Source organism: Streptomyces sp. NPDC002536 (genome assembly GCF_053594995.1).
This window is the reverse complement of the sequence record NZ_JBSFWU010000061.1, coordinates 1-19,827: the sequence shown is the minus strand read 5'-3', so window position 1 is coordinate 19,827 and position 19,827 is coordinate 1. Positions and strand designations below refer to the sequence as shown.

The window sequence follows — 19,827 nt, the reverse complement described above, 5'->3', positions numbered from 1 at the left end:
TTTATGTTGGTCGTGGGGGTCGTCGTCAGGAGCCCGGCGTGAACAGCACACAGCAGTCCGGGGGCCCCGTGCCCACCGTCGACGTGGACCGCAGCGACCCGGCCTACCGCACCTGGCTCAAGGAAGCCGTCCGCAAGGTGCAGGCCGACGCCAACCGCTCGGCGGACACGCACCTGTTGCGCTTCCCGATCCCCGAGGAGTGGGGCGTCGACCTCTACCTCAAGGACGAGTCCACCCATCCCACCGGAAGCCTGAAGCACCGTCTTGCCCGTTCGCTGTTCCTCTACGGGCTGTGCAACGGCTGGATCCGCCCCGAGTCCCCGGTCATCGAGGCCTCCAGCGGCTCGACCGCCGTCTCCGAGGCGTACTTCGCCCAGCTGATCGGCGTGCCCTTCGTCGCCGTCATGCCGCGTACGACCAGCCGCGAGAAGTGCCGGCTCATCGAATTCCACGGCGGGAGCTGCCACTTCGTGGACGACCCCCGTGCGATGTACACCGAGGCGGCCGCCCTCGCCGAGCGGACCGGCGGCCACTACATCGACCAGTTCACCTACGCAGAACGGGCGACCGACTGGCGGGGCAACAACAACATCGCCGAGTCCGTCTACAGCCAGCTGCGCGACGAGCGCTTCCCCGAGCCCGTCTGGATCGTCGCGACCGCCGGCACCGGGGGCACCTCCGCGACGCTCGGCCGGTACGTGCGCTACCTGCAGTACGACACCCGCATCTGCGTCGCCGACCCCGAGAACTCCTGCTTCTTCGACGGCTGGCGCGACCACGACCCGGGGGCGACCAGCGACCGGGGCTCACGCATCGAGGGCATCGGGCGGCCCCGGATGGAGCCCAGCTTCCTGCCGGGCGTGATCGACCGGATGATGAAGGTGCCGGACGCCGCGAGCGTCGCGGCCGTGCGCGCCCTGGACCGGGCCATCGGGCGCAAGGCGGGCGGCTCGACGGGCACCGGGCTGTGGAGCGCCCTCAAGATCGTTGCGGAGATGGCCGGCGAGGGACACCGCGGCAGCATCGTCACACTCATCTGCGACCCCGGCGAGCGCTACCTCGACAAGTACTACTCCGACGCCTGGCTCGCCCAACAGGGCCTGGACATCACGCCCTACGCCCTGGCCATCAGCACCTTCCTGGCGACCGGCCGCTGGCCCTGACCCCCGCCGCGGGCCGTCTCAGCCCGTCGCGAGCCGCCGGTCCAGGGTGCGGACCGCCCGGCGGAACTCCCGTGCCACGCCCGGCCGGACGAGCCGCAGCAGCGGGCCCGCGAGCGGGGCCGGGTCCAGGGCGACCGTCCATGTGACGACCGTTCCCGCGCCCACCGGGACCAGGAGCCACTCCTCCAGCAGGGCCCGGACGCCGGGGGCGTTCGTCAGGTCGACCCGGTAGGCGTACTGCTTCGGCTCGTCCGCGGTCGTGATCGTCTCCCGGAAGCGGAGCCCTCCCCGCAGCCGGATCTCGCGGCCGCCGAGGCCCTCCGCCTCCAGCGGCCGGGCCAGTGCCACCGCACCGAACCACCGTGGCCAGGCCTCCACTTCGTCGGCCAGCGCGCGGTACACCGCTTCCGGCGGCGCCGCCATCCGGGCCGTGAACGCGAAGCGCAGCGGCGCGGTCCCGGCGAAGGCAGGCCCCACGGGGCGGAGCTTTCTGAGCGGCATCCCGGCACCCCCGGACATCGGCGGATCGCGTGGTCGCGGTCACCTTAGGCGCTCCGCTGGAAGCGCGGTACTGCGGCTGCGGGTGGTTCGTGGCTGATCGCGCAGTTCCCCGCGCCCCTTACGGGGCACGGAAATCCGCTCAGGGCGTCTCGGACGGGCCCGCCACCACCAGTTCCGGCAGGCGTTCCGCGATCTCCGTGCGGGCCTCCGCCGACAGTCCCGCATCCGTCACCAGGGCATCGACCTCGTCGAGCGAGGCGAACGAACTCAGGCCCACCGTCCCCCACTTGGTGTGGTCGGCCAGCACCACGACCCGGCGCGCGGAGCGCACGAAGTGCCGGTTCGTCTCCGCCTCAGCGAGGTTGGGCGTCGAGAGGCCGGCCGTCACGGATATGCCGTGCACCCCGATGAACAGCACGTCGAAATGGAGCGAGCGGATGGCCGCGTCCGCGACCGGGCCCACCAGGGTGTCCGACGGGGTCCGCACCCCGCCCGTGACCACCACCGTCGCCGCGCCCGGACGGGCCGCCGGGCCGGAGGCCGTCATGGTGCGCTGCGCGCTGTGGAAGACGTCGGCGACCCGCACCGAGTTGGTGACCACCGTCAGGTCCGGAATGTCCACCAGCTGCTGCGCCAGGGCGTAGGCCGTCGTGCCGCCCGCCAGCGCGATCGCGCTGCCGCGCGGGGCCATCTTCGCGGCCTCCCGCGCGATGGATTCCTTGGCGCTCAGCTCCAGGACCGCCTTCGCCTCGAAGCCGGGCTCGTGCGAGGTGGGCTCGGCGACCGGCACGGCGCCGCCGTGCACCTTCTCCACGAGGCCCTGGCGGGCGAGGGCGTCCAGGTCGCGGCGGACCGTCATGTCCGAGACGTTGAGCCTCCGCGTCAGCTCGTTGACCCGTACACCGCCGCGCCGTCTGACCTCGTCGAGGATCAGGGCGCGCCGTTGCTCCGCCAGGAGATTCTGATTGTCGTCCACCCGGCCGTCCCTTTCCGTCACAGCTCGCCCTGCAGGCTGCATTGTCCCACGTAGGGGTTGCCGCGGGTTCGGCGCCGCCGGTACGGCTCACGGCAACGCCGGCAGGTCCTCCGCAACCAGCAGGGTGAGGTCCTCCGTGCTCGGAGAGGGCAGCCGTGCCACACGGCCCGCGTGGTGCTCGACCATCGCCTCGAAGGTCTGGCGCGCCGTGCGGCCGTTGCCGAAGGCGGGGCCCCGGGGGACGGCCGTGAAGTAGGCGAGCAGGGCCTCGGAGGCCCGCTCGCCGAGGCGGTACTCGTGCTCGTCCGCCTGCTGCTGCACGATGCGCAGCAGTTCGTCCGGCGCGTAGTCCCCGAACGTGATCGTGCGCGAAAAGCGCGACGCCACACCGGGGTTGACCGTCAGGAAGCGCTGCATCTCGGCCGTGTAGCCGGCGACGATCACCACGACCTCGTCGCGGTGGTCCTCCATGAGCTTCACCAGCGTGTCGATGGCCTCGCGGCCGAAGTCCCGCCCCCCGTCCTCGGGACAGAGCGCATACGCCTCGTCGATGAAGAGCACCCCGCCGCGCGCCCGGTCGAACACCTCCTGGGTGCGCAGGGCGGTCGAGCCGATGTGCTCGCCCACCAGGTCCACCCGGGAGACCTCCACCAGGTGCCCGCGCTCCAGCACCCCCAGCGCCGCCAGGATCTCGCCGTACAGCCGCGCCACCGTCGTCTTGCCGGTGCCGGGCGAGCCCGTGAAGACCAGATGGCGCCGGACGGAGGCCGCCTTGAGTCCTGCCTGCTGCCTCCGGCGCCCGACCTCGATCATGTCGATCAGGGCGCGCACTTCGCGCTTGACGCTGTCCAGGCCCACCAGGGTGTCGAGTTCGCGGAGCACCGTCGACGACGAACGCGCGGACACGGCAACGGAGTCGGAGACGCGCTGCTCCGGGATCGGCGGGACGAGCGGCCGGTGCGCCGTCTCCACGGCGCGCACCACGGGGGCCGTCGGCTCGTCGCTCGTGCACCCCTCGCTGACCGGGCCGCCCTCGGCGAACTCGTAGCCGCCGCGCGCGCACCGCTCCGCGCGGCAGTCGGTGAGCGTCGTCCGGCAGCCGTCGATGACGTGGAAGCCGTAGCCGCTGCTGCCGGTCACCCGGCAGCCGTGGAAGGTGCCCCGGCCCTCCGCGGACACGTAGAAGCCCGCCTCCGCCGGTGAACTCACCGTGCAGCGCTCGACGACCGGGTCCGCGCCCTGGGTGACGATCACGCCGGTCGACGTCGTGTCCAGGGTGCAGCCGGTCAGCTTGCCGCCGCTGTCGTGGCCGCGGAACCAGACCCCGGTGGTGGCCTCGCGGACCCGGCAGTCGTGCAGCAGGGCCGTCGCCCCGCCGCTCACCGACACCGCGGTGCCCCGCACCCGGGACAGGTCGCTGCCGGAGACCTCCACGCGCGAGCCGCGGTCGAGGACGAACAGCGCGTCCGGCACGTCGTGCAGGCGGCACGCGTCGAGGACGGCGCCGGCGCCGTCGCTCACCCACACCGCCGGGTAGTCGCCGGTGCTGTCGTGGATCTCGCACTGGCCCGCCTCGACCCGGGTGCCCGGGTCCCACACGGACAGGCCGTTGCGCCCGAACCGGCGCACCGTCGAGCGCTGCATCGTCAGCACCGAACGCGCCCGCACGTCCACCGCGTTCTCGGGGACGTCGTGGATGTCGCAGTCGGCCAGGGCGAGGACCGCGTCGGTGTCCAGCGACACCCCGTCGCCGCACGTGCGGTGCACCCGGCAGTCCGTCAGCCGCCCGGTGGCGCGCGAAGTGACCTGTACGCCCGTGCCCTTGATCTCGTAGACCTCGCAGCCGGCCGCCTCCAGCGTGCTGCCCTCGCCGGTCAGCGACAGCCCCGCGCCCCGGGCGTGGTGCACCCGGCAGCGCTCCAGACGGGGGGCGGCCCCGCCGCGCACGGAGACGCCCGCCTGGCCCGCGGCGACCACCTCGCAGTCCTCGAAGACGCCGCCCGCGCCGTCCAGCACGCTGATGCCCACGCCCCCGGGGTTGTCGACGGTGCAGGCGCGCACGGTCGGCCGGGCGCCCCCGCGCACCTCGATGCCCGCGGCCGAGCGGGTCGCCACCCGCAGACCCTCCAACTCCGGTGCGCCGCCCTCGACCAGGAGCGCCGGCTGCGCGGCGTCGTGGCCCTCGATGTGCAGGTCGACCAGCCGGGCGGAGGCGCGCACGGTGACGGCGACGCCCTCGGTCGGGGCGATCCGCACCGCACCGGGCGCGCCCTCGGCACCGCGCAGGGTGACGGCCCGCGAGACCACCAGGTTCTCCCGGTAGGTGCCCGGGGACAGGGACAGCACGTCCCCGTCGGCGGCCGCGTCCAGGGCCGATGAGAGGGAGTCGTACTCTCCCGTGCGGCGTCGCCAGCGCGACGTGCCGGTGTGCGTCACCTGGACCGAGCCCTGTGCCATGGTGCTGCTGTGCCCCCACCTCGTGCATGCGTCCACCCGGGACGGATGAGTACCGGCCGCAACCACCGTAGCGCGCGCGGGCCGTGGGAGTCGGCCGGTCAGCTTCCTGCGTCCGCCCGCCCCCAGGTGTGCCCGGCCCGCCGCCACTCCCGGTCCCACTGCACGTACCGCCGGTGCACCAGGCGCCATACGACCACCCTGCGCACGCCCTCCACCAGTCCCGCCGCGCCCGCAGCCGCCGCGGCGCCGGCGAGCACCGCGTGCACGGCGGCCGTCGCCCGGTCCATGGGGCGCCCGGCGATCCGGCCCTCGTCGTCCGTCCACAGCGGGAACCGCTCCTGCGGGTCCGGCGCCTGGTGCAGCGCCACCAGGCCGGTGTGCTCGACGCCGCCGGGATCCTGCCAGCGGGCCAGGAACCGGCCGTACCCCTCGCGCCCGGTGGTCGACTCGTGGTCGGGCTCCGCCGCCGTGCCCGTCACCACGCGCACCACTTCGGCGCTCACCAGGTGCCGGTGCTGCTGCTGTTCACGGACCGCCTCCCGCAGGGCGCCGTGGGCGAACGAGCCCACCGTCCAGCCCGCCACCGTCCCGAGCGCCAGCATCAGCAGCACCGCGGCCACGCCCGTCCAGGCCTCGAGGACATCGCTCCGGCGGCGCAGAGGATTGCGCCGCCACCGCCATACGAACCGCATTGCGCGCACAGTGCCCACCCCCTCACGCGTCCGTAAATACCTCACCGGGGACGGCGCATGCGGAGGAAGGCGGCGGAGAGAGCAAAATCACCCTCCGTGGACGCCTGCCCGTGCGGCGAGTTGACGTGCCGCCTCAGTCGAGGACCTCGAAGGGGTCGCCGACGCGCAGCACCCCGGTGTGCTCGGGGATCAGGTTCTGCCCGAACACCAGCCGCTCGCCGATCCGGTGGTGCCGGGCGAGTGTGCGCAGCGGCTCCTTGCCGCGCTCGGCCGTGGCCTGGTCGGTGGTGGTGATGACGCAGCGGCCGCTGGGCTTGACGACCCGGAAGGTCATCCCGCCGATCCTGATCCTGCGCCAGCCGTCCTCGGCCCAGGGCGCGGTGTGGTCGACGACGACGTTCGGCCGGAAGCGGTTCATCGGCAGCGGGCCCTCGGCGGCGATGCCGTCCTCGGCGATGAGCGCGTTGAGCGCGTGCAGCGAGCCGGTGGTCGTCACCAGCAGCGGATAGCCGTCGGCGAAGCTCACGGTGTCGCCCGGGAGCCCGTAGTCGGGATCGACCGGACGCCGGACGGCCGGGTCGTCCATGTGCACCAGCTGCGCCTCGGTCCCCAGGAAGGCGCTCACCCAGGCTGCGGCCGCGTCCCCCGCGCGCACCGCCTCCACCTTGTCCCGGAACACCGTCACGGGAATCGTGCCCCCCTGCTCCACCGGCGCGGGCACGGCCACGTCGAGCGGCTCCGCGCCCGGGGCGGTGAGCCGGACCCCGCCGTCCTGCAGCGGCTGCGCCGAGGCCAACGCGAGCCGCGGGAGCTGCCGTTGGGTGATGAACCGGCCGTCGGGCTCGGTCACCAGCCACCTCCGGTCCCCGGCGAGCCCCCACGGTTCCACGGTCGCCTCGTCCGGCGAGCAGCCCGCCATCGACTTGACCGGATAGAGGTGGACCGAACTCAGCACAGGTGTGGACATACCGCCAGTCTGCCAGCCGGGTCCGGCAGTTGAACTGCCGGACCGAATGCGGCGGCGGAGTCCGTCAGTAGCCACCCTGCTGCGGGTACGGCCGGTTGTACGGGTCCTCGTACGACGCCGGGGCGGGGCGCGGCGCGACGGGACGCATCGCGTCGTAGCCGGCGGGGCCCGCGGCCGGGCCCGGGTAGCCGCGCGGCGCGGAGGCCTGCGGCGGGATGTACGGAGCGGCCGCCTGCTGGAGGCCCATCGGCTGCACGGGGCCGGGCTGCGGCGCCGGGGCGGCGTACTGCGGGGCCGGGGCCGCGGACGGCCCGGAGGGCAGAGCGGGCAGCGCCGGCAGGTTGCTGTTGCTGCTGAAGTCGTACGGCGACGACACGCGGATGGGCGCGATCTGCGGGGTGCCACGCTCGGCGACGAGGCTGTCGTAGATGGGGGTGTCCTTGAACGACGACGTGGCGTAGTAGCCGCCACCGTAGGCACTGCGGGGGGAGGTCATAGCGCATAAGTTAAGCCCATGGTGCTCCGGTTGGGGAGACGGGTATGGGGGTTCCTTCACAAGCTCGGAGCAGGTGCGGCTCCCCAACCCGAGCGAACCTGGGAAAAACGGTCGCCAAGGTACGTAGGAATCGTGTAAAAGCCGACCGTTCCTTCAGCTCCTTCAGCTCCTTCAGTTCCTTCAGGGTTTTTCAGGGGTGGGGTCGACGATGGGCATGCTCAAGGGCGCCAATGCGCCGATATCCGCGCGGGCGGTGCGCGTCGAGGTGGTCCGGGGCGCCGGGCCGGGGGCACCCGCGGCCGAGGCCGGTGCACTGCTGCTGGCCGAGGGCCGGGTCCGCTCCGGTGCGGACGCCGTCTCCCGCAGCCGGCCGGTGGACTCCTCCGGCGCCGTGCGGCACGAGGGCAGGCACTCCGCCGACGGCACCGTCACCGACACCCTCGCCGTCGACCTCGGCGCACTCGAACCGGCCGTAGAGCGCGTCCTGCTCACGGCCGCGGCCGAGGGCGGGGACTTCGGCCGGGTACCGGGCCTGCACATCCGCGTCCTGGACGCGGCCGACGGCGGCGAACTCGCCCGCTACGACAGCCGGGACGCCACCGTGGAGACCGTCCTCGTCCTCGGCGAGCTCTACCGGCGGCACGGCGGCTGGCGGTTCCGGGCGGTGGGCCAGGGCTACGCCGACGGCCCGGCGGGCCTGGCCGCCGCCTACGGTGCAGCCGCCGCCGAGCCCGCACCGCAGCCCGCCCGCCCGGCCCGGGTCACGCTGACCAAACAGGCCCCGGCCGTCTCGCTCGCCAAACAGGGCGGCACCTCCGGCATCCTGCGCGTCAACCTCAACTGGCAGATGCGCCAGGAGCCCCGTGGCCGGCGCGCCCGCCTCGGCCGGGCCCTCGCGGCCCCCTCCGCCGGCGTGGACCTCGATCTGGGGGCCCTGTACGAACTCGCCGACGGCACCAAGGGCGTGATCCAGGCGCTCGGCAACTCCTTCGGTTCCCTGCACCGGCCGCCCTGGATCCACCTCGACGGCGACGACCGGACCGGCGCCGCCGCGGACGGCGAGAACCTCTCGGTCAACCTTGACCACGCCGCCGCGTTCCGGCGCATCCTCGTCTTCGTGACGATCTACGAAGGAGCCGCCTCCTTCTCCGGCCTCCACGCCACCGTCACCCTCCGGCCACAGCAGGGCGCGCCCGTCGACTTCGCCCTGGACGAATGCACCGTGCCGTCCACCGTCTGCGCCCTCGCCCTGCTCACCCACGACGGAAGCGGCCTCGTCGTCCGCCGCGAGGCCCGCTACCTGGTGCCGGACCGCGGGGTCAGCCCGCAGCGCACCCTCGACCGCGCCTACGGCTGGGGCCTGCAGTGGACGCCCGGCCGCAAGTGAGGCCGGGCGGTGGGCGATCTTCGTGCCCCGTCAGAGGCGCGGGGAACTGCGCGACCAGCCCCCACCGGCCCGCAGTCGACGCACTACCCCGGGGGTCCGGGGCGCAGCCCCGATCACCTTGGCTGCGGGCGCGTCGTGGTCGCTCGCGCAGTTCCCCGCGCCCCTTACGGGGCGCCGGCTAGGGCGCGGCCTCCGGGCGGGCGTAGGTCCGTCCCTTCCACGCCGCGCCCCGGCCCCGGTGGTGCTGCACCGCCGAGTCCACCGTCATCAGCAGGTACAGCAGCGCCGTGAACGGCAGCAGCGGCGCGAGCCACAGCGGCTGCCGGTAGTAGCGCAGCATCGGCAGGTACGTCCCCGTCATCACCGTCCACGCGGCCGCCCCGGCGACGAGCGGGACGACGCCGCCGGTCACCGCCCCCGCGACGACCGCCACGGGCGGCACGAGGTAGACCACCGCCAGCCCCGCCACCGTCCCGGCCAGCAGCAGCGGGCTGTGCAGCAACTGCGCGTAGGCGCTGCGCGAGACCATCCGCCACAGCTGCGCCAGCCGCGGGTACGGGCGCACGCTGTCCACCCGGTCGGCCAGCCCCAGCCAGATCCGCCCGCCGGACCGCTGCACCGCCCGCGACAGCGCCACGTCGTCGATCACCGCCTGCCGGATGCACTCCGGCACCCCGGCCCGCTCGGCCGCCTCGCGCCGCAGCAGCACGCACCCGCCCGCCGCGGCGGCCGTGCGGGCACCCGGCCTGTTGACCCGGCGGAAGGGATAGAGCTGGGCGAAGAAGTAGACGAAGGCCGGCACGACCAGGCGCTCCCAGAAGGTCGCCACCCGCAGCCGGGCCATCTGCGACACCAGGTCCAGCCCGCCCGACACGGCAGCGGCCACCAACTCCCGCAGGCTGTCCGGGGCGTGCGCGATGTCCGCGTCCGTCAGCAGCAGGTACTCGGCATCCGTCCGCGCCCGGGCCAGCGCCATGCCGTGCCGCACCGCCCACAGCTTGCCCGTCCAGCCCGGCCCGGGCTCCCCGGGCGCGTCCACGGTCAGCGGCAGCCCGCCGTGCGCGTCCGCCAGGGCGCGGGCCAGCTCGCCGGTGCCGTCCGTGCTGCCGTCGTCGACGAGGAAGATCTCCGCCCGGCCCGGATAGTCCTGCGCGAGCAGGGACGGCAGGCTCGACGACAGCACCTCCGCCTCGTCCCGGGCCGGCACGACGACGGCCACGGACGGCCACCGTGCGGGCGGCGTCCGTGGCGGCAGCCGGACGTCGGTGCGCCAGAAGAAGCCCTGCGCCAGCAGCAGCCAGAGCCATGCGGCCAGGGAACCCACGGTGATCCACATCAGCACGCCCACCCGCCGCAGTCTGCCGCACCCGGACCGCCCGCGCGGGACGGTCCGCAGGACGCATCGATTAAAGTGACCGGGTGAAGATCGCGCTCATGGACTCCGGAAATGGCCTGCTGGCGGCGGCCGCCGCCGTGCACCGGATGCGGCCCGACGCCGATCTGGTGCTCTCCGCCGCCCCCGAGACGATGCCCTGGGGCCCCCGCACCCCCGAGGACGTCGTCGAGCGCGCCCTGGCCGTCGCCCGCGCCGCCGCGGCCCGCCGGCCCGACGCCCTGATCGTCGCCTGCAACACGGCCTCCGTCCACGCCCTGGCCGCGATACGCGCCGAGCTGGAGCCCGCGCTGCCGGTCATCGGCACCGTCCCCGCGATCAAGCCCGCGGCCGCCGCCGGCGGCCCCGTCGCCATCTGGGCCACCCCGGCCACCACCGGCAGCCCCTACCAGCGCGGACTGATCCGTGACTTCGCCGCCGGCGTCGAGGTCACCGAGGTGGCCTGCCCCGGCCTCGCCGACGCCGTGCAGTGGGCCGACGCGGACGCCGCCGACGCCGCCATCGCCGACGCCGCCGCCCGCACCCCGCGAGGCGTCCGCGCCGTCGTCCTGGGCTGCACCCACTACGAGCTCGTCGCCGAGCGCATCCGCGCCGCCGTCCAGCAGCCCTCGGCCCCGCCCCTGGCGCTGTTCGGCTCCGCCGAGGCCGTCGCCGCGCAGGCGCTGCGGCGCATCGGCGCCGCCCCCGCCCCCGGCGCGGCGCCCACGGGCGGCCTGACCGTGCTCTCGAGCGGGCGCGAGACGGAGCTGGAGCCGTCCTCCCTGAGCTACCCCGAGGGCCGCTCCCTGCTCACGGCAAGCCCTGCCCGCCCCTAGCCAGGGCGCCCCGTAAGGGGCGCGGGGCTGTGACGTCATGCGGCTCCGCCGCGTGGGCGCGACCAGCCCCCACCGGCCCGCAGGTGTCGTCTGCAGGCGCGCCGTGGCTGCTCGTGGCGAGCCCCGCGCCCCTGCGGGGCGCCGCACCCCTGCCGCTCCCACGGAACGTGAGTAGGCTGCCCGGTATGAGGGAGTACTCCGAGGACCCGCGGACCCCCGGAAACGGCGGCGAGGCCGACGCCGCCCCGCCCGCTGTCTGGACGGGTCGTGCGACCAACCGCATCCAGTGGGTGCTGGCCGCCGCCGGTGCCGCCTGCCTCGCCCTCGGTATCGAGCTCGCCGTCGACAACTCCTGGACGTCCGGGCTCGCTCCGCTGGCGATGGCGGTCGTCGGCTGCGTCGCGGCCGGGCTGCTGATGCTCTACGGCACCATCGCGTTCGTCCACGTGGCCGTGCGGGTCGACCAGGACAACCTGGAGGTGCGCTGCGGCCACATCGGCGTGCCCCGCACCCGCATCCCCCTCACGCAGGTGATCGGCGCGGATTTCGCCCCCCGCGTCACGCCCCGCCAGTGGGGCGGCTGGGGATACCGCTGGCGCCCGGAGAAGGGCACGGCCGTCGTCGTCCGGCGCGGCGAGGGCTTCGTGCTGCGGCTCGGCGACGGCCGCACGTTCACGGTCACCGTGGACGACGCGGAGGCGGCGGTACGCGTGATCCGCGACCGGCTGCGGATCGGCGGACCACCGCCGCACACCACTTAGGCTTCGGGACATGCCGATCCCCGATTTCATCCGTGACCTGCGCGCCAAGGCGGGCCACCACCTGCTCTGGATGCCCGGCGTGAGCGCCGTCGTGCGCGACGACGAGGGCCGGGTGCTGCTCGGCCGCCGTGCGGACACCGGCGAGTGGTCGATCATCGGCGGCATCCCCGACCCCGGCGAGCAGCCGGCGGCGGCCCTCGTGCGCGAGGTGTACGAGGAGACGGCGGTGCACTGCGTCCCGGAGCGGGTCCTGCTCGTCGAGGCGCTGCAGCGGGTCACCTATCCCAATGGCGACGTGTGCCAGTTCATGGACACCTGTTTTCTCGCGCGGGCGGTCGGCGGGGAGGCGCGGGTGAACGACGACGAGTCGCTGGAGGTGGGCTGGTTCGCGGTGGACGCGCTGCCGGAGATGGAGGAGTTCGCGGTCCGGCGGATCAAGCAGGCCGCGGCGGGCGGGCCGACCTGGTTCGAGGGCCTCGGGGAGGCGTGAGCAGGGGGCCCGGAGCCCTCTGGGGGACCGTGCGTACCAGGCCGGTACCCGCCTTGTGATCAGGGCATTTGGCGGAGCAGGCTGCCGTGCATGTCTGACACTCATTCCGCCCACTGCTCGCGATGCTGTCCCGTGGAACCGGAGCCCGAGCAGGAGAACGATCCGGTTCCGCTTGCCGCGTGGGTGTGCGGCGTCCTCGCCGCCGTCGTGGTGGTCGGCTCGTGGGCAGGGCTGATGTGGGTGGCCACCAGCGTGTTCCGTGAATGACGGGACGGGTGGCCCCCATATCGGCTGCGCCGAAGCCGAGTTCGCGTCCACAATACGCGAACTCGGCTTTTTTCATGCCTGGTTGCAATGGTCCATGCGTTCCTGCCGGAGGACTGCGGCCCCGGCGGGCAAGTGCGTTCGTGGGGACTGCCGTTCCAGCGGCCGAAGGCTTTCCAGCCTCTATCGAGAAAGAGGCTGCTTTGCTAAAGTATCTGCCGAGTATCTTCCGAGCGTAGTCGGGAGTCGTTGACCATGCACCGCAAAAGCATATGATCAACCGCTCGCTCCATCCAGCGAGTGCGACCGTTCCCAGGAACGGAAATGCGAGCCGACGCGCTGTACGCCGGGGCGTTCTGACCTGTGATCAGGGCTCCTGAACAGGGAGAAACACAAGGTCGTCCCGGTCGCCGTCCCTGCCGCCACCTCGCACCGCGAAACCCTCCGGGTGCATGGCGCCCACTCGGCTCAGGGTGTTCTTCCGTCTGCTCGGGCTGAATACAGGGACGTGCATGATGACACTTCGGGCGACGCGCGAGTTCCCCCTCGCATTGCGATTGCTATTCATCAACCAGTTCGGCGTGGACATCGGGTTCTACCTCCTGATGCCCTTTCTCGCCGCCTATCTCGAGCACGGGCTCGGCATGTCCGCCGCACTGGTCGGGCTGGTGCTGGGAGCACGAACGCTCAGTCAGCAGGGCCTGTTCATCCTCGGCGGCTCGGCCGCCGACCGGCTGGGGCCGCGGATGGTGATCATCGCCGGCTGCGCCCTGCGGACCGTCGCGTTCGCCCTGTTCGCCTTCGGCAACACCCTGCCGCTGGTGCTCGGGGCCTCCCTGCTCAGCGGGATCGCCGCGGCGATGTTCTACCCGGCCGTCCGTACCTACGTGGCCCTGGAGTCGGGCGACCGCCACGCCGAGGCGTTCGCACTGCTCAACGTCTACGCCACGGTCGGCTCGTTCCTCGGACTGCTGCTGGGCAGCGTGCTGTTCCTGACGGACTTCCGCATCTTCGCGCTCTCCGGGGCCGCGGTCTTCGGCGTGCTGACGGTGGCCCAGGCGAAGGTGCTGCCGCGCGAGGCCGCCGCGGACACCGACCGCAGCTCCGTCTTCGCCGACTGGCGCGAGGCCTTCGGCAACGGGCGGTTCCTGCTGTTCTCCTTCGCCACCACCGGAATGATCACCGTGGAGAACCAGGTCTACCTGCTGCTGCCCGCCGGGGCCCTGAAGGCCTCCGGCTGGGCGGGCTCGGCCGGGGTGCTGCTGGCCATGGGCGCGCTGGTGAACATGCTCTTCCAGCTCCGCATCACCCGCATGCTGGAACGGCACGGCGGCGGCCTGCGCTGGGTGAGCGGAGGGCTCATCGTCATGGGGCTCGGGTTCGTACCGCCGCTGCTGGTCTGCGACAGCGCGCCGTCCAGAGGCCTGGCCGACGCGGTGCCGCGGATGCTGGTGCTGGTCCTCGGCTCGCTGATGCTCTACTTCGGGACCATGGTCGCCCACCCCACGGTGATGGAGATGATCCCCCGCTTCGGGCGCGAGGCGCTGACGGGCACGTACTTCGGCCTGTTCTACGTCTTCTCGGGGCTGGCGGCGATGGGCGGCAACTTCGTCGTCGGCCGGGCCATGGACCTGGGGGCGCGGACCGGGCTGTCCTGGCTCCCCTGGATCGTCTGCCTGGGCTTCGGCCTGGCGTCCGCGACCGCGGTCTCCCTGCTCTACCGCACTTTCAGACTGCCCGGCCGGAGCCTGCTCACCTCGGCGCCGGCGGCCGAGGCGGAGATCGAGGGGATCACGGCCGTGCGCCGCATGGCCATGGCCCGGCGCAACGGCAGCCCCCGGCACGCGGTCACCCGGCGCCTGCGGGCCGAGCACACCTCGGCCCCGCTGCACCCGCCGTCCTCGCCCGCCGGCCGGGGCCAGACCGCCCCCGCGGGCGAGGGGAGCAGACCGCAGAATCCGGCCCCGCTCTCCGGCCCGGCCCGCGGGGCCGGTGACGCGGCGGACCAGCCTCCCCGCTGAGCACCTGCATCTCCCGTCACTCCGACAGGACGGCGCCCGCCCCACGGCGGGCGCCGATCCGTTTCTGCCGGGCCGAACGGTGCATCCGCCACGCACCACCTCCGCATCAAACGTGGCGAGTTCACCGCCTTGTTGCACGCGTCACGTGTCCCATACATTCGACGACCCGAGGGCAGGGATCCGGTGCGGCGCACGCCCGCACCGGGCAGTCTCGGGGAGGCGCCGTGGCGGGCCGTGCGGACAGCCGCGACAGTGACACCACCGGCCGCGGGTGCAGGCAGGGGCCGGGGTACGGACCCGGGCGCGGACTCGGGCACGCCTGCGGGCTGTTCTCGCTGGCCGAGCTCGCACCACCGCTGATCATGCGTCTGACCGCACGGTCGGTCGAGCTGTTCCACGACCACGGGGCCCATGACCGCCCGCTGGCCGGTCAGTTGACGGGCCTGCTGTTCACCAGGGCCTCGACCCGCACCCGTACCGCCTTCACGGCCGCCGCCATCCGGCTCGGCGCCGCACCCGTCGCCTTCGGCCCGGCCGATCTCCACCTGGGCACCGGGGAGTCGGTGGGGGACACCGGGCGGGTGCTCGGCGCGATGCTCGACTCCCTGGTCGCCCGCACCGCGGGCCCGCTGGACGAACTGCGCGAACTCTCCCGGCAGGGACGGATGCCCGTCGTCAACGCCCTGACCGCACAGGAGCACCCCACCCAGGGCCTGTGCGACCTCGCCACCCTCGCCCTGTCCTTCGGAGACCTGACGGGCATCCGCGTGCTCTACGTCGGCGAGGGCAACAGCACGGCCGTCGCCCTCGCCCATGCGCTGGCCGCCGTCCCCGGAGCCCGCGTCACCTTCGCCACCCCCGCCGGCTACGGGGTGCCGCAGGACGAGCTGCGCACGGCCGACCGCCGGGCCTGCACGGTCGGCGCCGCCGTCGACCAGATCCACGACCTCGCCGCCGCGCCGCCCGCCGTGGACGTCCTCTACACCACCCGCTGGCAGCTCGCCGGCATCGCCCGCCCGGACCCCGCCTGGCGCGAGGCCTTCCGCCCCTTCCACGTCGACGAGGCCCTGCTGGACCGCTGGCCGCGGGCGGCCTTCATGCACGGCCTGCCCGCCCGCCGCGGCGACGAGGTCTCGGGCCGGGTCCTCGACGGACCGCGGTCCCTGGCCTGGACCCAGGCGGCGATGAAGCCCGCCGGCGCGATGGCCGTCCTGGAGTGGGCCGCCGCCCGGTGAAGAGCCGCCTGGTGAAGAGCTGCCCGGTGAAGAGGGAGAGGACCCATGACCGCACCAGTGCTGCACCCGTGCGACTTCATCCGCCCCCGGCTGCGCGCCGGCCGCCAGGAACGTGTGGTCCTGTACGCAGCGATGCGGCTCCGCACGGCACCGCCGCACCTGGGCGTCCATGTGCTGCAGACCTGCACCTTCCTCCTGGCGAAGGCCGTACGGGAACGCTTCGGCGTCGAAGTCCTCGTCCGCTTCGCCGTGTTGGACGACCACGCCTGCGAGACCCGCGAGTGCCCGGCCACCGGCACGCTGTACGAGCGCACCGTCCGCGACGTCCTGGGCGCGGAGCAGGTCGCAGAACTGACCCGGACGCACTACGACGCCCTCTTCACCGCCCTGTCGGCCGCGACGGGCGTCGCGTACGAGACCGGGACGTACACCGAGCAGCAGGCCCGTCCCGCCTTCCGGGAGGAGTTCCTCGCCTCGCTGGGCCTGATGGACACGCTGCGCTGGGTGCTCGCACCCTCCACCGGCTCGGTGCCGGTGCGCCTGCCCTGCCCGCACTGCGGGTGGGCGCAGCGGCACGGCGAGCACACCGAGCTGCTGTCGGCCGACGCGCGGGGGGCGCGGTTCGCGGCCGTCTGCCTCGACCACGGCACGTACACGGCCGACGTGACGCGCGGCAACGACACCTTCGTCGGTCTGACGGCGCTGCACCGCAGCCACGTCGCGGAGCGGATCGCGGTCCGCGACAGTGCGCTCCCCGTGATCGTCGAGGGGGCCGACCGGGCCATGGGCTGCAGGCTGCTGGACGAGGCGTTCCGCTTCCGGCCGGGCACCGTGCCGCCGCCGCGGCTGCTGACCCCGCTGGTGCTCACGGAATCCGGGGCGAGACTGTCCGGGACATCGGCGGAGGAGACGGAGGAGAAGGGCGAGAAGTGCGAGAAGTACGCAGGGATGCTGATCGGCCTCGTATCACGCATGCTCTCCGAGCCGCGGTACTTCGAACGCGGCTACACCATGGGGGAAGTGACCCGGCTGGCCGGCCTGACGGTCGCGTAGCCCGTTCGGCGGGCGGTGCTGCGGGAGGGCCTGCGAACCCGGCATCATCCAGGCAAAAGGTGTGGCGCGTACGAGGCAGCAGGAGGAAGGACTTCACCCATGCCCATTGCAACGGTCAACCCCGCGACCGGCGAGACCCTCGAAACCTTCGACCCGCTCGGACCGGAGGAGACCGAGCGGCGGCTGGCCGCCGCCCACGCCGCCTTCCGCCGCTACCGCGCCACGGACTTCGCCGAACGGGCCCTGCTGCTCGACCGCGCCGCGGACCTGCTGGACGAGGACCGCGACGCCGTCGCCCGCACCATGACCACCGAGATGGGCAAGCCGCTCGCCGCCGCCCGCGCGGAGGCCGCCAAGTGCGCCAAGGCCATGCGCTGGTACGCGGCGCACGCCGAGGCCCTGCTGGCGGACGAGCGCCCCCCGCAGGCGGACGTGAAGGACTCCGGGGCCGAGCACGCCCGCGTCCACTACCGGCCCCTGGGCGTCGTCCTGGCCGTCATGCCGTGGAACTTCCCGCTGTGGCAGGTGATCCGCTTCGCGGCCCCCGCCCTGATGGCCGGCAACACGGGCCTGCTCAAGCACGCCTCCAACGTCCCGCGGACCGCGCTCTACCTGGAGGACCTCTTCCGCCGGGCCGGCTACCCCGAAGGCTGCTTCCAGACCCTGCTCATCGGCTCCGGCGCCGTCGAGGCCGTGCTGCGCGACCGCAGGGTGGCCGCGGCGACGCTGACGGGAAGCGAGCCCGCGGGTCGCTCGGTGGCCGCCGTCGCGGGCGACGAGATCAAGAAGACGGTCCTCGAACTCGGCGGCAGCGACCCGTACGTGGTGATGCCGTCGGCCGACCTGGAACGCGCCGCACGCACGGCGGTCACGGCCCGGGTGCAGAACAACGGCCAGTCCTGCATCGCCGCCAAGCGCTTCATCGTGCACACGGACGTCTACGACGCGTTCACGGCACGCTTCACGGAACTGATGGCCGCACTCACGGTCGGCGACCCCATGGCCGGGTCCACGGACGTCGGCCCCCTCGCCACCGCACAGGGCCGCGCCGACCTGGAGGCGCTCGTGGACGACGCACTGCGGCACGGCGCGGTGGCCCTGTGCGGCGCGAAGCGCCCGGAGGCGCTGCCCCGCGGCTGGTACTACGAACCCACGGTGCTGGCCGGCGTGACCCCGCAGATGCGCATCCATCACGAGGAGGCCTTCGGCCCGGTGGCCTCGCTGTACCGGGTGCAGGACGTGGACGAGGCACTGGAGGTCGCCAACGACTCGCCGTTCGGCCTGAGTTCGAACGTCTGGACCCGCGACGAGGAGGAACAGCGCCGCTTCGTGCAGGACATGGAGGCCGGCGGCGTCTTCTTCAACGGCATGACGGCCTCCCACCCGGCGTTCCCGTTCGGCGGGGTGAAGCGCTCGGGGTACGGCCGCGAGCTCTCGGGGCACGGCATCCGGGAGTTCTGCAACGTCACGACGGTGTGGCACGGGGCTGTCGGCTGATCCTGCGGGCTCCGTTATCACTTCCAGACAGTGACCTCGATGGGGCCGTAACGGTTGAGAGTTTCGTACACCTTGAGGTAGCCGATGTGCCCCTTCTTCGTCATGAAGCAGGCTGAGCGTCCAATTTGCAGGTTGACGCTCTGTACGGGGCTGGCGGTCAGTGCGTGAGTGCATTGTTGCCGCTGTGGTTCTGCAGTTTGGTCCCCTGGCGCGACCCTGCTTCCGGAGATCAAGGCCGAGTGGCAGGCGGAAAGGCATGTGATGGTGAAGTCCCCCTTTTGGTGGGGTGCCACCTTTGGCGGGGTCTGGTCGACGTTCCAGCTGTTTCCTTGACCGAGGTCGAGGAAACCTGTCCACAGCACGGAATCGTCGGCGGATTCCGGCGGGTGGCCGGTGCTCGGCCGATGGGGCTGACCCGTCGGCCGGTTGTGGAGCCATGACGCGCCCGTGAAAGTCAGAAAGGCTGCCGCGAGCACAGCGAAGCCTGTCATCATCGCCGTCAAAGCCGAGCCCTTGCGCCATGGAGCATGAGAAGGCCCTGGCGGCAGGCGGGTTCCGGTCTCGTCGACATCTTCCATTGCCGCAGAGGCGGAGTCGGTGCGTGGTGACGAGGAGTTGCGGAGTGGCATGCCGAGCAGCGACGCCAGGTAGCGTCGCCACCAAGTGAGACCTGAATGGGCTCTTTCTCCAGTACCGGGAACCCGCGCAGAGTCGGCACCCAGCATCGCATTCACATACCGGCGTGCGAAGCTCATCGATGTCACCGCGCCGCGGTGTTACCGCTGTTGGGCTGGAGGTCCGGCGCTGGTGACGGCTCGCCGAGTTGTGGATCACCGGCCCTGAGTGCGGCTTGCACCGTGCGCAGGGATCCCAGCTGTCGGATCAGTGCGGGCGCCGATGCACCGGCAGCCACCGCCGCGTAGAGGCCGGTGATCTGAGGATGCAGCAGCCACCCCATCAGGGCTCCGAGGAGAATGCGACTCAACCCGGCGGCGAGGTCTGCAGAAAGATCGACGTATTTACGTAAGGGGGGAAGTCTCCGTCTGCCTTCACGTGCCTCATGACGGGCTGCCTGCCAAGCCAACAGGTAGCCGTTCCACACCAGGGCCTCGACAATTCCTCCGCCGATGGCTCCGTAGGCAGCAGCTTGATCCCAATTCACATGCCCACCCCCGCGGTTGACCGCTCCGCCCCTGCTGGCAACTTGGCATGAACGGGGCCAGCTCTCGCGAGTAGCGTGTCAGCCCGGGGGGTTCGCCACAACCGGTCCAGACGGTTCTTGCCGCTTGGAGAGGCCTGTCCGGGCCAGGCAGTGTCTGATGGCTCTTTGATGAGATCGCGGAGCCGGATCACGATGGTTGCGGTGGCCAGGGTGCCGGGGAAGATGTAGTCGCGCTTGTCATAGCGGGTCGCGACGGCCCGGTGCCGCTTCAGTTTGCTGACGCAGCGCTCCACCGTGTGCGGCGCGCACTTTGTGCGAGGCCCCGGTCCTGTAACAGTGCAGGCCCCATGATCCGCAAGCCGTAACGTCCGGTCCCTTGATCCGCTGCCAGCGGATGTCGCGCCGACAACCGCTCGGCTTCTCAAGCGCCGCACAGGGTACGGCGCAGCACATGTCACTATTCGGGGGAACATCAACCATGCGTTCTCTGCGCATCA

At 72.7% G+C, this 19,827-nt stretch carries 19 protein-coding genes; 10 read left to right on the top strand and 9 right to left on the bottom strand.

What is annotated here, in order from left to right:
- Positions 1–38: 38 nt before the first annotated feature.
- On the top strand, positions 39–1,163 hold the full coding sequence (locus ACWD4B_RS22165) for an L-cysteine desulfhydrase Cds1 (protein ID WP_390775909.1): 1,125 nt from the start codon (positions 39–41) through the stop codon (positions 1,161–1,163).
- Between the two features lie 18 nt (positions 1,164–1,181).
- Here ACWD4B_RS22165 and ACWD4B_RS22160 read toward each other — a convergent pair whose 3' ends face one another.
- From ACWD4B_RS22160 to ACWD4B_RS22135, 6 genes are all read right to left on the bottom strand, one after another.
- Positions 1,182–1,664, bottom strand: coding sequence for an SRPBCC family protein (locus ACWD4B_RS22160; protein ID WP_451422348.1), 483 nt, complete (start codon positions 1,662–1,664; stop codon positions 1,182–1,184).
- Positions 1,665–1,803: 139 nt separating this feature from the next.
- On the bottom strand, positions 1,804–2,640 hold the full coding sequence (locus ACWD4B_RS22155; protein WP_451422347.1) for a DeoR/GlpR family DNA-binding transcription regulator: 837 nt from the start codon (positions 2,638–2,640) through the stop codon (positions 1,804–1,806).
- An 87-nt stretch (positions 2,641–2,727) separates the two neighbouring features.
- The gene (locus ACWD4B_RS22150) at positions 2,728–5,097 is read right to left on the bottom strand and encodes a right-handed parallel beta-helix repeat-containing protein (RefSeq protein ID WP_451422346.1); all 2,370 of its coding nucleotides are present in this window, start codon (positions 5,095–5,097) and stop codon (positions 2,728–2,730) included.
- A gap of 98 nt (positions 5,098–5,195) precedes the next feature.
- A complete protein-coding gene (locus tag ACWD4B_RS22145) occupies positions 5,196–5,789 on the bottom strand; it encodes an Rv1733c family protein (RefSeq protein WP_451422345.1) in 594 nt (197 codons plus the stop codon).
- Positions 5,790–5,922: 133 nt separating this feature from the next.
- Positions 5,923–6,756 (bottom strand): MOSC domain-containing protein, encoded by an 834-nt coding sequence (locus tag ACWD4B_RS22140; RefSeq protein ID WP_451422344.1) that lies wholly within the window; start codon positions 6,754–6,756, stop codon positions 5,923–5,925.
- Positions 6,757–6,820: 64 nt separating this feature from the next.
- On the bottom strand, positions 6,821–7,252 hold the full coding sequence (locus tag ACWD4B_RS22135; RefSeq protein ID WP_336411115.1) for a DUF6643 family protein: 432 nt from the start codon (positions 7,250–7,252) through the stop codon (positions 6,821–6,823).
- A gap of 208 nt (positions 7,253–7,460) precedes the next feature.
- Here ACWD4B_RS22135 and ACWD4B_RS22130 point away from each other — a divergent pair, with 208 nt between their 5' ends.
- Complete coding sequence (locus ACWD4B_RS22130) at positions 7,461–8,639, top strand: TerD family protein (RefSeq protein ID WP_451422343.1); 1,179 nt, start codon at positions 7,461–7,463, stop codon at positions 8,637–8,639.
- Between the two features lie 178 nt (positions 8,640–8,817).
- Here ACWD4B_RS22130 and ACWD4B_RS22125 read toward each other — a convergent pair whose 3' ends face one another.
- Complete coding sequence (locus ACWD4B_RS22125) at positions 8,818–9,975, bottom strand: glycosyltransferase (RefSeq protein WP_451422370.1); 1,158 nt, start codon at positions 9,973–9,975, stop codon at positions 8,818–8,820.
- Positions 9,976–10,058: 83 nt separating this feature from the next.
- On the opposite strand from ACWD4B_RS22125, the gene ACWD4B_RS22120 reads away from it, so the two are divergent.
- The 8 genes from ACWD4B_RS22120 (at position 10,059) to ACWD4B_RS22085 (ending at position 18,168) form a co-directional block, all read left to right on the top strand.
- Positions 10,059–10,847: a glutamate racemase gene (locus ACWD4B_RS22120; RefSeq protein WP_451422342.1), complete on the top strand. Its 789-nt coding sequence runs from the start codon at positions 10,059–10,061 to the stop codon at positions 10,845–10,847.
- Positions 10,848–11,032: 185 nt separating this feature from the next.
- Positions 11,033–11,608 (top strand): hypothetical protein, encoded by a 576-nt coding sequence (locus ACWD4B_RS22115; RefSeq protein WP_451422341.1) that lies wholly within the window; start codon positions 11,033–11,035, stop codon positions 11,606–11,608.
- Positions 11,609–11,618: 10 nt separating this feature from the next.
- Positions 11,619–12,098, top strand: a complete 480-nt coding sequence (locus ACWD4B_RS22110) for an NUDIX hydrolase (RefSeq protein ID WP_451422340.1) — start codon at positions 11,619–11,621, stop codon at positions 12,096–12,098.
- Positions 12,099–12,188: 90 nt separating this feature from the next.
- Positions 12,189–12,365 carry a hypothetical protein gene (locus ACWD4B_RS22105; protein WP_451422339.1) on the top strand — a complete coding sequence of 59 codons (177 nt, stop codon included), beginning with the start codon at positions 12,189–12,191 and terminating at the stop codon, positions 12,363–12,365.
- A 509-nt stretch (positions 12,366–12,874) separates the two neighbouring features.
- Positions 12,875–14,383 (top strand): MFS transporter, encoded by a 1,509-nt coding sequence (locus ACWD4B_RS22100; protein ID WP_451422338.1) that lies wholly within the window; start codon positions 12,875–12,877, stop codon positions 14,381–14,383.
- Between the two features lie 224 nt (positions 14,384–14,607).
- On the top strand, positions 14,608–15,618 hold the full coding sequence (locus ACWD4B_RS22095) for an ornithine carbamoyltransferase (protein WP_451422337.1): 1,011 nt from the start codon (positions 14,608–14,610) through the stop codon (positions 15,616–15,618).
- A 45-nt stretch (positions 15,619–15,663) separates the two neighbouring features.
- A complete protein-coding gene (locus ACWD4B_RS22090) occupies positions 15,664–16,671 on the top strand; it encodes a hypothetical protein (RefSeq protein WP_451422336.1) in 1,008 nt (335 codons plus the stop codon).
- 99 nt (positions 16,672–16,770) lie between these two features.
- A complete protein-coding gene (locus ACWD4B_RS22085; RefSeq protein WP_451422335.1) occupies positions 16,771–18,168 on the top strand; it encodes an NADP-dependent succinic semialdehyde dehydrogenase in 1,398 nt (465 codons plus the stop codon).
- Between the two features lie 17 nt (positions 18,169–18,185).
- Here the strand turns inward: ACWD4B_RS22085 and ACWD4B_RS22080 are convergent, their stop codons facing one another.
- Entirely contained in the window at positions 18,186–18,923 is a 738-nt protein-coding gene (locus ACWD4B_RS22080; RefSeq protein ID WP_451422334.1) for a hypothetical protein, read from the bottom strand.
- 5 nt (positions 18,924–18,928) lie between these two features.
- Positions 18,929–19,330: a hypothetical protein gene (locus tag ACWD4B_RS22075; RefSeq protein WP_451422333.1), complete on the bottom strand. Its 402-nt coding sequence runs from the start codon at positions 19,328–19,330 to the stop codon at positions 18,929–18,931.
- Positions 19,331–19,827: the final 497 nt, after the last annotated feature.